14 protein-coding genes and 1 pseudogene are annotated in these 14,113 nt (G+C 70.4%); 8 read left to right on the top strand and 7 right to left on the bottom strand.

The genetic code is table 11. The features are described from left to right. Positions 1 to 85 precede the first annotated feature (85 nt). Positions 86 to 1,015, bottom strand: a complete 930-nt coding sequence (locus tag M4V62_RS01095) for a helix-turn-helix domain-containing protein (protein WP_344646421.1) — start codon at positions 1,013 to 1,015, stop codon at positions 86 to 88. Positions 1,016 to 1,094: 79 nt separating this feature from the next. Here M4V62_RS01095 and M4V62_RS01090 point away from each other — a divergent pair, with 79 nt between their 5' ends. From M4V62_RS01090 to M4V62_RS01075, 4 genes are all read left to right on the top strand, one after another. Further along, positions 1,095 to 1,691, top strand: coding sequence for a non-oxidative hydroxyarylic acid decarboxylases subunit B (locus M4V62_RS01090; protein WP_283779063.1), 597 nt, complete (start codon positions 1,095 to 1,097; stop codon positions 1,689 to 1,691). A 45-nt stretch (positions 1,692 to 1,736) separates the two neighbouring features. Then, positions 1,737 to 3,164, top strand: a complete 1,428-nt coding sequence (locus M4V62_RS01085) for a non-oxidative hydroxyarylic acid decarboxylases subunit C (RefSeq protein WP_249585277.1) — start codon at positions 1,737 to 1,739, stop codon at positions 3,162 to 3,164. A 54-nt stretch (positions 3,165 to 3,218) separates the two neighbouring features. Continuing rightward, a complete protein-coding gene (locus M4V62_RS01080; RefSeq protein ID WP_249585276.1) occupies positions 3,219 to 3,470 on the top strand; it encodes a non-oxidative hydroxyarylic acid decarboxylases subunit D in 252 nt (83 codons plus the stop codon). Positions 3,471 to 3,585: 115 nt separating this feature from the next. Next, entirely contained in the window at positions 3,586 to 4,458 is an 873-nt protein-coding gene (locus M4V62_RS01075) for an LLM class flavin-dependent oxidoreductase (RefSeq protein WP_249585275.1), read from the top strand. Between the two features lie 54 nt (positions 4,459 to 4,512). On the opposite strand, the gene M4V62_RS01070 is transcribed toward M4V62_RS01075, so the two are convergent. The 4 genes and pseudogenes from M4V62_RS01070 to M4V62_RS01055 form a co-directional block, all read right to left on the bottom strand. Continuing rightward, on the bottom strand, positions 4,513 to 5,385 hold the full coding sequence (locus M4V62_RS01070; protein WP_249585274.1) for an aminoglycoside phosphotransferase: 873 nt from the start codon (positions 5,383 to 5,385) through the stop codon (positions 4,513 to 4,515). A gap of 95 nt (positions 5,386 to 5,480) precedes the next feature. Continuing rightward, positions 5,481 to 6,107, bottom strand: coding sequence for a maleylpyruvate isomerase family mycothiol-dependent enzyme (locus tag M4V62_RS01065; protein WP_249585273.1), 627 nt, complete (start codon positions 6,105 to 6,107; stop codon positions 5,481 to 5,483). Positions 6,108 to 6,203: 96 nt separating this feature from the next. Beyond that, the gene (locus M4V62_RS01060) at positions 6,204 to 6,812 is read right to left on the bottom strand and encodes a chemotaxis protein CheB (RefSeq protein WP_249585272.1); all 609 of its coding nucleotides are present in this window, start codon (positions 6,810 to 6,812) and stop codon (positions 6,204 to 6,206) included. A 36-nt stretch (positions 6,813 to 6,848) separates the two neighbouring features. Further along, positions 6,849 to 7,457, bottom strand: a pseudogene (locus M4V62_RS01055) (LysR substrate-binding domain-containing protein); the annotation flags it as partial. A gap of 26 nt (positions 7,458 to 7,483) precedes the next feature. On the opposite strand from M4V62_RS01055, the gene M4V62_RS01050 reads away from it, so the two are divergent. Next, on the top strand, positions 7,484 to 7,957 hold the full coding sequence (locus tag M4V62_RS01050; protein ID WP_249592650.1) for an NUDIX hydrolase: 474 nt from the start codon (positions 7,484 to 7,486) through the stop codon (positions 7,955 to 7,957). 140 nt (positions 7,958 to 8,097) lie between these two features. Beyond that, positions 8,098 to 9,042: a TIGR01777 family oxidoreductase gene (locus M4V62_RS01045; protein ID WP_249585271.1), complete on the top strand. Its 945-nt coding sequence runs from the start codon at positions 8,098 to 8,100 to the stop codon at positions 9,040 to 9,042. Between the two features lie 24 nt (positions 9,043 to 9,066). Here M4V62_RS01045 and M4V62_RS01040 read toward each other — a convergent pair whose 3' ends face one another. Further along, positions 9,067 to 10,287, bottom strand: a complete 1,221-nt coding sequence (locus M4V62_RS01040; RefSeq protein ID WP_249585270.1) for a MalY/PatB family protein — start codon at positions 10,285 to 10,287, stop codon at positions 9,067 to 9,069. Between the two features lie 171 nt (positions 10,288 to 10,458). Between M4V62_RS01040 and M4V62_RS01035 the strand changes: the two genes are divergently transcribed. Continuing rightward, entirely contained in the window at positions 10,459 to 11,022 is a 564-nt protein-coding gene (locus M4V62_RS01035) for an MSMEG_1061 family FMN-dependent PPOX-type flavoprotein (protein ID WP_249592649.1), read from the top strand. Positions 11,023 to 11,195: 173 nt separating this feature from the next. Here the strand turns inward: M4V62_RS01035 and M4V62_RS01030 are convergent, their stop codons facing one another. After that, positions 11,196 to 11,849 carry a hypothetical protein gene (locus tag M4V62_RS01030; protein WP_249585269.1) on the bottom strand — a complete coding sequence of 218 codons (654 nt, stop codon included), beginning with the start codon at positions 11,847 to 11,849 and terminating at the stop codon, positions 11,196 to 11,198. A gap of 492 nt (positions 11,850 to 12,341) precedes the next feature. Between M4V62_RS01030 and M4V62_RS01025 the strand changes: the two genes are divergently transcribed. Beyond that, a complete protein-coding gene (locus M4V62_RS01025) occupies positions 12,342 to 14,015 on the top strand; it encodes an ABC-F family ATP-binding cassette domain-containing protein (protein ID WP_249585268.1) in 1,674 nt (557 codons plus the stop codon). The last annotated feature ends 98 nt before the right edge of the window (positions 14,016 to 14,113 follow it).

Raw genomic sequence — 14,113 nt, 5'->3', positions numbered from 1 at the left:
ACGTTTTCCGTACACGGCCCGCGCGCTGTACTACGTCGGTGACGCGGAGCACGAGGCGGCCCTGGCCGAGGAGCGCGCCTCTCGTTCACGCGGAGCCGAACACGGCCTGCCCCAGAGCCTGTGCGCGGAACGCGGCCGGCGTCGTGCCCGTCCGCAGCCGGAAGAACTTCGTGAAGTCGCTCGCGTCCGCGAACCCCAGCTTCCCCGCGATCTCCTTCGCCGGGAGGCTGGTGTGCTGGAGGAGGCGTTTGGCCTCCAGAAGCACCCGCTCGTCGACGAACTTCTTCGCACTCGCGCCGGTGACGGCCGACGTCGCCCGCGACAGCGTGCGCGGGCTGTAGCCGAGCGCCGCCGCGTAGTCCTCGACCCGCCGTGTCACCGCGTGGTCGCGCTCCACCGCGTCGTGAAAGCGCCGGAACACCTCGCTCACCGGGCCCGGCAGGGGCGCCGTTCCCCGCACCGCCGCCAGGCGCAGCACCAGGACGGACACCAGGTGCCTCACCACCTCGACGTGCGCCTCGAGCGGAAGGGAGGCCAGCGCGTCGTACTCGTACGTGAGATGGTCCAGCGCCCGCCGCAACGCCCCCGCCTGCTCGCCCTCGGGCACCAGCGGCCGCTGCTCGTAGGGCGGATCCATGTGCGCGGCCGCCACCGTCGCGGGCGGCAGGAACCCGGGCTGGAACAGGACGATCACTCCGTCCGCCGCGACGAGGTCCCGGCTGAACCGCTGCACCTGCCCCGGCCGGATCCACAGCCAGGATCCGGGCGGCAGGTCGTGCTCGACGAAATCCACCGCGATGCGCAGCGGGCGCGCGCGGACCACGATCAGCTGGTGGAAGGCGGGGCGCAAGGGCGCGTACGGATCGTTGCCGTGCCGCCGCGAGCGTTCGTAGAGGCCGCCGAGCTCCACCACCTCGACGCCTGTGGGAGCGCCGACCGCCGCGGTGTAATCCAGGTCCCTGACATCAGGGTGTCCGTTTTTCCCCATCGTGAGTCCCGAGCGTACCGCTGCCACGCACCAGCGGCCTCCTAGCGTGGAAACAACGGCGCGCAGGAGTAAAAGCGCAGGTCATCTTGGTGCAAGGAGCGGGCGAGTGCGGCTGATCGTGGGAATGACCGGGGCGACGGGAGCGGCCATCGGCGTGCGGCTCCTGGAGAATTTGGCCCAGCTGCCGGACGTGGAGACCCATCTCGTCCTGTCCCGCTGGGCACGCACCACCATCGAGCTGGAGACCGGTCTCCCGGTCTCCGCGGTGAGCGAGCTCGCCGACGTCACGCACCATCCCGACGACCAGGGCGCCACCATCTCCTCCGGCTCGTTCCGCACCGACGGCATGGTGATCGTGCCCTGCTCGATGAAGACGCTGGCCGGGATCCGCGCCGGCTACGCGGAGGGTCTCGTGGCCCGCGCCGCCGATGTCGTCCTCAAGGAGCGGCGCAGGCTCGTCCTCGTACCCCGCGAGACACCGCTGAGCGAGATCCACCTGGAGAACATGCTTGCCCTGGCCCGGCAGGGCGTGCGGATGGTGCCGCCGATGCCGGCCTTCTACAACCACCCGGCGACCGTCGACGACATCGTCGACCACATCACCGCCCGCGTGCTCGACCAGTTCGACCTGCCCGCGCCCGCCGCCAAGCGCTGGGAAGGCATGCGCGCCGCCCGCGCGGCAGCCCTGCGGCCCGCTTCCTGAAGCGCCAGGACCCTCAAACCGCCCTTCCCCACACAGGAGTTATCCATGGCCCACGACGACCTGCGCAGTTTCCTCGACACCCTGGAGCAGGAGGGGCAGCTGCTGCGCCTCACCGAGGAGGTCCTGCCCGAGCCCGACCTGGCCGCGGCCGCCAACGCCACGGGCCGCATCGGCGAGAACGCGCCGGCTCTGTACTTCGACAACGTCAAGGGCTTCACCGACGCCCGCATCGCCATGAACGTGCACGGCTCCTGGGCCAATCACGCCCTCGCTCTCGGCCTGCCCAGGAACACCCCGGTCAAGGAGCAGGTGGAGGCCTTCGCGGCCCGCTGGGACGTCTTCCCCGTCGCCCCCGAACGCCGCGAGGACGCCCCCTGGCGCGAGAACACCCAGGAGGGTGCGGACGTCGACCTCTTCTCCGTCCTGCCCCTCTTCCGCCTGAACGACGGCGACGGCGGCTTCTACCTCGACAAGGCCGCCGTCGTCTCCCGCGATCCCGAGGACCCGCGGAACTTCGGCAAGCAGAACGTCGGCACGTACCGCATCGAGGTGATCGGCACCGACCGACTCGCCTTCCAGCCCGTCCCCATGCACGACATCGCCCACCACCTGCGCAAGGCCGAGGAGGCGGGAGAGGACCTGCCCGTCGCCATCACCCTCGGCAACGACCCGGTGATCACGATCGTGGCCGGGATGCCGATGGCGTACGACCAGAGCGAGTACGAGATGGCCGGCGCCCTGCGTGGCGCGCCCGCCCCCATCGCGACCGCACCGCTGACCGGCTTCGACGTGCCCTGGGGCAGCGAGGTCGTCATCGAGGGTGTCATCGAGTCCCGCAAGCGCCAGATCGAGGGCCCCTTCGGCGAGTTCACCGGCCATTACTCCGGCGGCCGCCGCATGCCCGTGATCCGCGTCGACCGCGTCTCCCACCGCACGAACCCCGTCTTCGAGTCCCTCTACCTGGGCATGCCGTGGACCGAGGTCGACTACCTCGTCGGCCCCAACACCTGTGTCCCGCTCCTCAAGCAACTGCGCGCCGAATACCCCGAGGTGCAGGCGGTCAACGCCATGTACACGCACGGCCTGATGGTCATCATCTCGACCGCCAAGCGGTACGGCGGCTTCGCCAAGGCCGTCGGCATGCGCGCGATGACCACACCCCACGGCCTCGGCTACGTGGCCCAGGTGATCCTGGTCGACGAGGACGTCGACCCCTTCAACCTGCCGCAGGTCATGTGGGCCATGTCCGCCAAGGTCAACCCCGCCGACGACGTCGTCGTCATCCCCAACCTGTCCGTCCTGGAGCTGGCACCCGCCGCCCAGCCGGCCGGCATCACCAGCAAGATGATCATTGACGCGACGACCCCGGTCGCCCCCGACGTACGCGGCAACTTCTCCACCCCGGCCAAGGACCTGCCCGAGGCGAAGGAGTGGGCGGCAAAGCTCCAGCGGCTCATCGCGGCCCGCTCCTGACCTCCTGGCTCCCCTCCAGCCGCCCTCAGCTCCCCTTCCGGAAGGAACCCGGCCATGCCCCTGCCCGACGACCCCACCATCTGCCCGCGCTGCGCCTTCGAGACCATCGACCGGCTCGCGACCTCGCCGGTTCCCGGCGTCTGGGACGTCCTGCAGTGCCGTCAGTGCCTCTACACCTGGCGCACCACTGAACCCGCCCGCCGCACGCGACGCGACGCCTATCCCGACCAGTTCAAGATGACGGTCGCGGACATCGAGAACGCGATCGAGGTCCCGGCCGTCCCGCCGCTGCGCCGCGCGGGCTGATCAGGCGCGGCCGGAACCCGCGAGGTCGTACCCTGATGTGACATCAGATGAGCCCCGTGGTCACGCATGCCGCTAATCGGTTGCCGGGCTCAGTGCCGTGCCGCAGGATGCGGAGATGCGCTTCTCGGTCAACATTCCGAACTTCGGCGACTTCGCCGATCCCAGGACCGTGGCGAAGGTGGCCGTGGCGGCGGAACAGGCAGGGTGGGACGGGCTGTTCGTCTGGGACCACGTGCTGCATCGCAAGCACGGGGACAGGCCCTTCGGGGACCCCTGGATGCTGCTGACCGCCGCCGCGCTGGCGACCTCCCGGATCAGACTGGGGACACTGGTCACCCCCGTCGCCCGCAGGCGCCCACAGCAACTCGCCCGCCAGGTGGCGACCCTGGATTCCCTCAGCGGGGGCCGGGTCACCTTCGGGGCGGGGCTCGGCGGACCCGTCGAGGACGAGTACGCGAGCTTCGGCGACACCACGGATCCGAAGGTGCTGGCCGAGCGGCTGGACGAGGGACTGGACCTGCTCCAGCGCTACTGGTCGGGCGAGCCGGTGAACCATGACGGACGGCACTACCAGGCACGGGACGTGACGCTGCTGCCCGCCACGGTGCAACGACCTCGGCCGCCCGTCTGGGTCGCCGGCTTCTGGCCGAACCGCCCGCCCATGCGCCGGGCCGCCCGCTGGGACGGCGCGGTCCCGCTGTTCGCCGACGCCAAACACGGCCATGTGCCGCCGATCGACCAGGTGCGCGACCTGGTGGCGTACGTGCGACGGCAGCGCGAGGACGTGGGCCTGTCCGGTACCCCCTTCGACATCATCCTCGGCGGTGCCACGCCGGGCGACGACGCCGCCAAGTCCCGTGATCTGATCGGCCCGTTGGCCGACGCGGGAGCCACCTGGTGGGACGAACGCCAGATCCAGACCGACGACGGCCTCGACCGGCTCACCCCGGTGCTGCGGCGTGTCGAACAGGGGCCGCCGGTCTTGTGACCCGCGTCGCGTTGTTCGTGATGAAGGGCGCGAGGGTCTCCTTCGAGCACCTCGTCAAGCCAAGCTCCCGGTGAAGAGACTGAGTTGCCGTGCGGCGTGCTCGTAACGTCGGATCTCGGTGGTGGTGCCGCAGGTGCCCTCCGTGCCGCAGGGGTCCTCCGGGAGCAGGTCGCGGAGGTGCTCGCTGGTCGTGACGAGACGGAAGACGACCGCGCGGACGACGTACTGCACGAAGTCGGGTCCATGCGCGGAAGCAGCCTCGTGGAGCAGCTCGGGGCCGGCGCCATGCCAGATCAGGGCGTCGCCCACGACGACGGCCTCGCCGAAGGCCGGCGGGCGCCAATAGGGCGAGAAGTCGATGACGGCCGGGGGCAGCCCCGGTGCGAACAGGACGTTGCCTGTGAGATCGCCGTGGATGAGCTGGGGCCGCTCCTGCGGCTTCGGGCCGAGCAGCGCGGTCAACTCGTCGTAGGGCCGGCGCAAAGCGGGGAGCAGACCGACCTCCTTCTCCTGCCAGGCGACTCGGTCGCCGGTCGCCCACCAGTCGCGGCGCCGGTCGAGCAGGGCGGGGCGGGGGACGTCGGCCAGGGCGCGGTGGAAGGCGCGCCCTGCCGCCACGATCTCAAGCCAGCGGGGTGCCGCAGAGTGGTCGGGTTCGGTGCCGGGGACGAAGCGCGAGGCGGTCCAGCCGTCGTGGCTCCAGGCTCCGGTGGTGGCCCGCAGGGGGCGCGCGACGCGGAAGCCGTCTTCCTGGACCGAGGTCATGATGTCGGCAAGCCACTCGGCGAACTCGGTGTCCGGACCGGCGGGCTTGAGCACCACGTCTTCCACGCGGACACTTCGGCCTTCCCCTCCCGGCAGGCGAAGGGGGCTTCCGCTTCCGGTGAGTTGGAAGGCGTCGAGTACAGCGCGTCCAGGGATGGTCATGACTGCTCTTTGCTGTCGGGGGTTGATCTGGACTTGGCCGGGTGCCGGGTGCCGGGTGCCGGGTGATGGCTGATGGCCGACGGGCAGGTCTTTCGTCAGGAAGCCCCCCTCAGTGTGTCGACCCCCGGGCCGTCAAGCTCGTCCAGCGCTTCTTGCCGCCCGGAGATGGCCAGCAGCAGGGAAAGCGCGGTTCCGCGCACTTGCGGGCCTTCGCCGATGCGCAAGTCGGCGTCGGTCGGGGCCAGTTGGACGCCGGACACGCGCTCCTTGGCTCCGCCGAAGGACGCTGACGTACGAGCCTGTAGGCGCAGCGACCTGACGACAGCCTCCGGCAGGTACGAGTGGGTGAGTCCCAAGGGGCGACGGATGTCCTCACCATGGACGACTTCCTCGATGAGCCGGGTGTCGAGCGGTGCGGGAGGGCCCGATCTGCGGGAGGCCACCTGACGCAGCCGCTCCAGCGTCTTTTGTGGGGAGGCGCCACGCTCGCGATCCACACCGCGTGCGTTCTGCCGGTCGAAGTCGAAACGTGCCCGGACCATGCCACTCACGAAACCGATGCGCGTCGTGCGAGCCGTGTCGACCAGGTGGGCGACCACGTCGTGCACGGTCCACCCGTCACACATGGACGGGAGATCCCACTGCTTGTCATCGAGGCCAGTGAGGTCCTCGATCAGCGCCGCACGCTCGGCGTGTACCAGCGACCAGACATCATCTTTCACGGCTGTTCCTTTGCTCGACTCGGGTGTCTGTCAGGTGTCTGTCAGGGGAGACCCGAAGCGTGGGAGGAACTCATCGCCGGGTTGGGGCCAAGTCCTTCAGGAGCTGCGGGCCGGGTGCAGGAGTTGGTGGATGAGGGGTGCGATGCCGTCGGCGGGGCGGACGAAGTCGACCTGGCCGGTCTGGACGGCGGATTGGGGCATCCCTTGGAATGCGGCCGTCGCGGGGTCTTCCACGATGACGACGCCCCCGCGCGACTTGACCGCTTTCACTCCCCGGGCGCCGTCGCCGTCGGATCCGGTGAGCACGCAAGCGATGACCAGCGGCCCATAGGCCTTCGAGGCCGACTCGAAGAGCGGATCGGCGGCCGGGCGCGCGTAGTTGACCGGGCCCTCGCGGGACAGGGACAGCGCGCCGTGTGTCTCCACGCACAGATGGTGGTCGGGCGGTGCGATGCAGACGCTTCCCGCTCTCGGGTGCTCGCCGTCTTCGGCCAGTTTGACGCGGAGACCGGTGGCGCGGGACAGGATCGGGACGATGTGCGTCACGCGGTCGCGGCGCAGGTGTTGGGTCACCAGCACGGATGCCGGGAGCCCGGGGTCCAGGCCGCCCAGCAGCGTCTGCAAGCCCTGGATACCCCCGGCGGAGGAGGCCACCAGCACGATCGCGCAGCGGTCGGGGGACGTCTCCGGCTGCCGACTGTTCACGCGTGGACCCTAGCCCGGCCACCGGCCCTTCGCGAGTCATCGCGGCCGAGGGGCGAACACGGCCTGTAGTGCCGAGCGGGCCTGGGTGCGCAGCCACGCGTGGGCTCGATCGTTGTCGTGGCGTTGGTGCCAGACCAGGTGCAAGGGGACCGGCGGCATCACGAGGGGCAGGGGCAGCGTCCGCAGACCGAGGCCGCGCAGGGCGGAGTCGGTGACGGCTCGGGGGACGGTGACGACGAGGTCGGTGTCGAGGACGAGGGGGAGGGCTGTCGCCGTGCTCGGTGCCGCGGCGACGACCTGGCGTTCGAGTCCGAGGGTGGCGAGGGCGTCATCGACGGGGTCGCGCAGTCGTCCGCGCCGGGAGACGGTGACGTGTCCGGCCGCGGCGTAGCGCTCGGGAGTGAGGGGCCCGTCGGTCAGCGGGTGACCGGGGCGGACCGCGACGACGAGGTGGTCCTCCCCGATGAGTTGGTGGCGGATGTCGGGCACCGAAGGCTCGGCGGAACTTGATTCGAGGTCGACCTCGCCGCGCCGCAATTCCGGGGTGTCGGAGTTCGATTCGGCCACCATGCGCAGCCGTACGCCTGGGGCCTGACGGTGGACCGCGGCGAGCAGGGCGGGGCCGCATGCCGGAGCTCGATGCCAAGATGGTCCGGCGGGAGGTGCGGGTGATGAGTTTCAGGCTGGCGGCATACGCCGTGTGCGTAGAGGAAGGGCGGGTCCTCCTCGCCCGACACGTCTCCCCCCGGAGCGAGTCCAACTGGACGCTTCCGAGTGGCCGAGTCGAGCACGGGGAGGATCCGTACGAGACGGTGATCAGGGAGGTCGCCGAGGAGACCGGCTGCTCGGCGCTGGTGGAACGTCTCCTGGGCGTGGACTCAAGGGTCATCCCCGCGGCCGAACGCACCGTCCCCGGCGGGCCGGAGCACCAGAACGTCGGCATCTTCTACCAGGTGCGCATCACCGGTGGCCAACTCCGGCCTGAGCCGGGCGGGGAAATCGCCGAGTCGGTCTGGACCCCGATCTCCGACGTCAACGGCCTGCGCCGGTCATCGCTGGTCGACATCGGCCTCGACCTGGCGCGAACCCGTCCGGCAACCGGCCACGTCGCTCCAGTTCCGGTCGGTGGCCTGATCCAGCACTGATGCCCCCGAGGGCGTCCAGCCGCGTCGGATGGCCTGCCTGCTCACGCACCGAACAGCACTGCGGGGCCGGGACAAACCCGCTGGTGGGGCAGGTCTAGGCTCGTGCCTGCCGAGTGCTCACCGAGCGAGGGGGAAGCGCGATGAAGGTAGTGCTTGCAGGAGGCACCGGGCAGGTCGGAGCCGTGCTGGACCGGGCGTTGACCGCCGCCGGGCACGATGTCGTCGTCCTGACCCGGAATCCCGTGCGTGCGCGCCAAGTCGCCTGGGACGGACGGACATCGGGCCCCTGGGCGGCGGAGATCGACGGCAGTGATGTCGTGGTCAACCTCGCGGGGCGCAGCGTGAGTTGCCGCTACACCGAGGCCAACCTGCGGGGCATGATGGACTCCCGGGTGCGGTCCGCCGAGGCCGTCGGCGCGGCGATCGCCTCCGCGGCGAAACCGCCGGCGCTCTGGCTCCAGATGAGCACCGTCACGATCTACGCGCACCGCTTCGACGCACCTCACGACGAGGCGACGGGTGTCATCGGCGGTACGGAAGCCGGGGTGCCGGAGTACTGGGAGTACAGCGTACGAATCGCGAAGAACTGGGAGCGCGCCCAGCAGGAGGCCGCCACTCCACACACCCGCAAAGTCGCCCTGCGCGCCGCCATGGTGATGAGCCCCGACCGGGGCGGGGTCTTCGACGTCCTGCTGCGGATGACCCGGCTGGGCCTGGGCGGGCCGGTCGCGGGCGGAGGCCAGTACCTGTCCTGGATCCATGACCGGGACTTCGTGCGCGCGGTGGAGTTCCTGATCACCCGCGACGACATCGAGGGCCCGGTGAACCTGGCCGCCCCCGGCCCGCTCCCGCACCGGGCGTTCATGCGGGACCTGCGGGCGGCGGCAGGCGCGCGGGTGGGGCTCCCCGCGACCAAGTGGATGGCGGAGATCGGCGCCTTCGTCCTGCGCACGGACACCGAACTGCTCCTCAAGAGCCGCCGCGTGGTCCCGGGCCGACTGCTCGACGAGGGCTTCGCCTTCGAGTATGCCGACTGGCCGGACGCGGCGGCCGATCTCGTACGGCGCACGCGGGACCGCCGCTGAGCCGCGGCTTGGCCTACCGGTGAGTCAGACGACCGCCGAGGCCATCCGCCGGACCGCCTCGGTGATCACTTCCGGTGAGGCGGCCAGGTTGAGACGTACGAAGCCCTCGCCGCCGGTGCCAAAGGCTCTCCCCGAGCTCAGAGCGACGCGGCCGCGCTTCAGGAAGGCCTCGGCCGGGTCGCTGCCCAGGCCCAGGTCCCGGCAGTCCAGCCAGGCCAGGAAGGTGCCCTGCGCGGGCGCATAGCCGATGGAGGGAAGGTGCTCGGCCAGCAGAGAGGCCAGCAGCCGCCGGTTGTCGTCGAGGCCACGGAGCAGCGCGTCGAGCCAGTCGCCTCCGTCCCGCAGGGCCGCCGTGTGGGCGATGACGCCGACATGACTGGGGCCGTGACTGACCTCTTCCGGGATGCGGGCGAGGTCGTCGGCGGCTTCAGGTCCCGCGATGGCGAGGGCGGCCTTGAGCCCGGCCAGGTTCCAGGCCTTCGACGCCGACATCAGCGACAGCCCGTTCTCCGCTCCGGGCACGCTCAGGAAGGGGACGAATGAGGCGCCCGCCGCCACGATGGGGGCGTGGATCTCGTCCACCACCACGCGTACGCCGTACTCCCGCGCCAGGTGCGCGATCCGCGTCAACTCGGCGGCGGTGTGCACGGTCCCGGTCGGATTGTGCGGGCTGCACAGCAGATACACCGGACGGTTCGCACCCCGTGCCGCGCCCAGTGCCGCACCCCGCGCCGAGCCCCGCCCCGCGCTCCGGAACGCGTTCTCCAGCGCGGCGAACTCGATCCGCAGGTCCGGGCCCAGGGGTGCCTCGACGACGGGTCGGTCAAGGTTCCCGACGAACTGGTAGAAGGGCGGGTACACGGGACAGTTGACGATGACGGGGTCGCCGGGTGAGGAGACCAGCTTGAGCATCTCCACGATGCCGAGCATCACGTCGGGCACGATCGCCGTGCGCCCGACGGCGAGGCCGCCCCAGCCCCACCACTTGTGGGCGAACTCGGCCAGCGCCTCCGCGTAGGCCGTCCCGGCGGGATAGCCGGTGTCACCGAGCGCCACGGCGTCGGTGATCGCCTCGGCCACGGGCTCGGCCAGTGGGACATCCATCTCGGCCACCCACAGCGGCAGCACGTCGTGCGGGTAGGTCCGCCACTTCATGCTCGTACGCCGCCGCAGTTGCTCCAGGGAGAGGCGGCGCAGCGGATTCGAGTCATCCGGCATGTCGAGATCTCGCGACACAGATTCCATACGTCAAAAGTAGGCAGGCCCACGCGGATTCCTAACCCCTTTGACGCGATCAGGGCCCACGCTCATCAGCCGTTTCACACTCCAGTAAGGTGAGCCTAACTTGCGCAGTCGTCAGTCTGTTCGCCTGCTCGCCGACCTTTGAGGAACCCCGTGCCCGACGCCGCGACACCCATGACCGTCCCGTCCTCCGGCGGTAACGCCACGGCGCCGCACACCTGGCAAGAACTCCGCTCGGGCGAAGAGCTGACCGAACTGCTCGGCGAGCCGCACCCGATCGTCATCGACAAGGTCCACGACGAACTGACCTCGGACGACCTGGGGATATTGGCCCGCTCGCCGTTCTGCGTCGTCTCCACCTCGGATGCGGAAGGTAACTGCGACACCTCCCCGCGAGGCGACGCACCAGGTTTTGTCCACCCCCTGGACGCGCGCACCGTCGTCCTGCCCGACCGCCCGGGCAACCGGCGAGGCGACAGCTTCCGCAACATCCTCGTCAACCCGCACGTGGGGCTGCTCCACCTGGTGCCGGGCAGTGCCGACATCCTGCGCATCAACGGCCGAGCACGGATCCTGACGGACGCCCCGTTCTTCGACTCGATGACCGTCAAGGGCAAGCGCCCCCAACTGGCGCTCGTCGTCGAGATAGACGAGATCTTCCTGCACTGCTCGCAGTCACTGCGGCGTGCCGGGATCTGGCACCCGGAGACATGGCCCCAGGACACACCCCGCGCTTGATCGCATACGAACCGCGGTCCCGGTGCCGCAGGGCAGAGGCCACCCTGCGGGCACCCGGGACGGCCTGGGGTCGCTCTTCACCCCTCTGCCGCACCGCGTGAGCCGTCAGACACGGTCAGACGCCGTCAGGCAATGTCCCGGCAGAGCTCGGCAGAACCCCGGCCGACCTCCTGTCAGCTGGTGGAGGTCGTCTCCGGCTGCGGTGCGGCGGGCTCTTCCGCCGGGGTGACCGAGGTGTAGAAGACGGAGGAGCCCTGCTTGGTGCGGTGAGCCCGGCCCTTGGCGACCAGTCCCTCCACCGTGGTGCGCACCACGGTGGTCTTGATGCTGCGGTCGGGGAGGTCCTGGGCGAGCGCGCTGGTGATCTCGGCGGCGGAGCGCGGCTCGCTCTGCCGGCCGAGGTGGTTGTCGATCAGCTCGACCAGGGTCGGCCCTGCCGCCGGCGCGGAAGGCTTCTTCGCGACGGCCTTGGGTGCACTCTTGGCCGCCTTGCCCTGGTCCTTGTCTTTGTCCTTGGACTTGGTGGCAGTGGGCTTCTTTGTTCGGGCCGCGCTGGAGTTGTTCGCACTTGCCCGGGGGGCGGGCACCGCCTTCTTGCGGGTTGACGTCTTCTTGGCGGCTGCCGCCGGGGTGCTGGGCGAGCCCAGTGCCTGCTGCATGCTCAACAACAACGCGTGGTCCTTCTCCAGTGACTGCAACTGCTCCTGAAGCGCTGCCACTTCAGCTCCGATGCGCTCCTGTTCCGTGCGGTTGGTCTCCAGGTCCGTGGCTACGCGGGCGGCGTACTGGGCCTGCACTCCGGCAGTTTCCGGCTGAACGTCTGACATGGCAGTGACCTTTCGTGAGCGCACGCGGTCGTGCGGGGGCGGGTCGTGCCCACGACTGAGCACTCCTGATGGGGGCATCTGAGCGCACCCTGCATGTTGGCTGCCCAACCTGCACCAGCAGTAACTCATGTGCGGTTAGCGAAGGCTACGTGCTTGTGGCCGCGCGCGGGACGCACTGGGCGCAGACTCACCCTCATCTCGGGCGGGGACAGGGGAGTTTGCCGCCGTCACTGTGCGCGATCGGTGATGCCGCCCGGGAGTTGGGAGTTGCCATCGCGACGATCGATGGGGCTGTCGGATGGATGAGTGGGGGCAGCTGCCGCGGCCCGTCCTGGTGCGGATCGCGGAACGCGTGACACATACGAGTGGAGACGAGACGCATCGTCTTGTATGGTGGGGTCATGGCTTTCTACTACTACGTCTGAGTCCGGGCACGGCCGCCGCCGCCGTTTCTGCTGCCCGTAGACCCTTTCGCATTCCCAGGGAAGCCTCATGCCCGAACGCGCCCATACCGCTGTGCCCGCTGCCGTGGCGCAGCTGTCCGTCAAAGACGTCACCAAGTCCTACGGCACCCGAATCGTCCTCGATCAGGTCTCCTTCACCGTCCGCCCCGGGGAGAAGGCCGCCGTCATCGGCGAGAACGGCTCCGGCAAGTCCACCTTGCTGCGGCTGCTCGCCGCAGTCGAGGCACCGGACACGGGCGAGATCACTGTCAGCTTCCCCGGTGGCACCGGCCACCTGGCCCAGACCCTCGACCTCGACCCGGACTGCACCGTGCAGGATGCCGTCGACCTCGCGCTGGCCGAACTGCGCGGCATGGAGTGCCGGTTGCGCACGGCGGAGGAACACCTCGGCGAGGCGTCGCAGGAGGAACTCGACGCGTATGGCGAGCTGCTGATCGCGTACGAGGAACGGGGCGGATACGAGGCGGACGCCCGCGTCGATGCCGCCCTGCACGGGCTCGGTCTTGCCGGGATCACCCGCGATCGTGTGCTCGGTTCGCTCTCCGGCGGCGAGCAGTCGCGGCTCGCGCTCGCCTGTGTGCTGGCCGCCGCCCCCGAGCTGCTGCTCCTGGACGAGCCGACGAACCATCTTGACGCGGCCGCCGTGCGCTGGCTGGAGGAGCACCTGCGCGCACACCGCGGCACCGTCGTCGCTGTCACCCACGACCGGGGTTTCCTGGAGCGCATCACCACCACGATCCTCGAGGTCGACCGGGACGCGCGCACGGTGCACCGGTACGGCGACGGCTGGGCCGGATACCGCGCGGCGAAGGCGGGCGCCCGGCGCAGCGCGGAGCAGGCGCACGCCACCTGGCGTGAGGAGGTGGCCCATGCCGAGGAGCTGCTGGAGGCAGCCGGGAGGCGTCTTGCCACTACCGGCGGGGACCCGCGGCAGGGCTTCGGCAAGCATCGCCGCTCGCACGAGGCGAAGCTCGGCGGGCAGGTGCGATCCGTGCGGGAGCGTCTTGCCCACCTGCGGCGCAACCCGGTGGCTCCGCCGCCCGAACCGCTGCGGTTCACCGCGGCCCTGTCCGCGGCGGGCGGCGCGCATCCCGGAGGGTCCCCTGCGCCCGGCTCGGGCAGGCAATTCCCCCTGGCCGAGCTCGACGGAGTGCGCGTCGGCGAGCGGCTGCGCGTGGAGGGACGCCTGGCGATCGCGCCCGGACAGAGGCTGCTGGTCGGCGGCGAGAACGGGGCAGGCAAGACCACGCTCCTGCGTGTCCTTGCGGGCGACCTGGAGCCGGATGCGGGGACGGTGCGCCGACCGGCCCGGATCGGGTACCTCGCGCAGGAACTGCCCGCACGCTCCACGCGGCTCCCGCTGCTCGGCGCTTTCGCCGCGGGTCGGGCCGGCCTGCCGGAGCAGTACGCCGATGAGCTGCTGGCACTGGGGCTGTTCCGTGAGCAGGATCTGGACGTCCCGGTGGCGGCGCTGTCCGCGGGGCAGCAGCGGCGCCTGCAGATCGCGAGGCTGGTGACCCGGTCGGCGGACCTCCTCGTACTCGACGAGCCGACGAACCACATCGCGCTCGACCTGGTCGAGGACCTGGAGGAGGCGCTCGCGGCGTACCCAGGAGCGGTGGTCGCGGTCTCACACGACCACGGCTTCCGCGAGCGTTTCCCGGGGGAGCGGTTGGAGCTGCGCGACGGCCGCAGATGTTGACCCTCGCCCAAGGGTCGGCAATTCACCTGGCACGAGGGAGCCACTAGCTGGAAAGCCTTGTTCTGCTCGACAAGTTGCCCGGCCTCCTGGTCGCCACG

Origin of the sequence: Streptomyces durmitorensis, from assembly GCF_023498005.1 — a bacterium.
GTDB lineage: Bacteria > Actinomycetota > Actinomycetes > Streptomycetales > Streptomycetaceae > Streptomyces > Streptomyces durmitorensis.
This window is presented reverse-complemented; position numbering and strand designations above follow the sequence as displayed.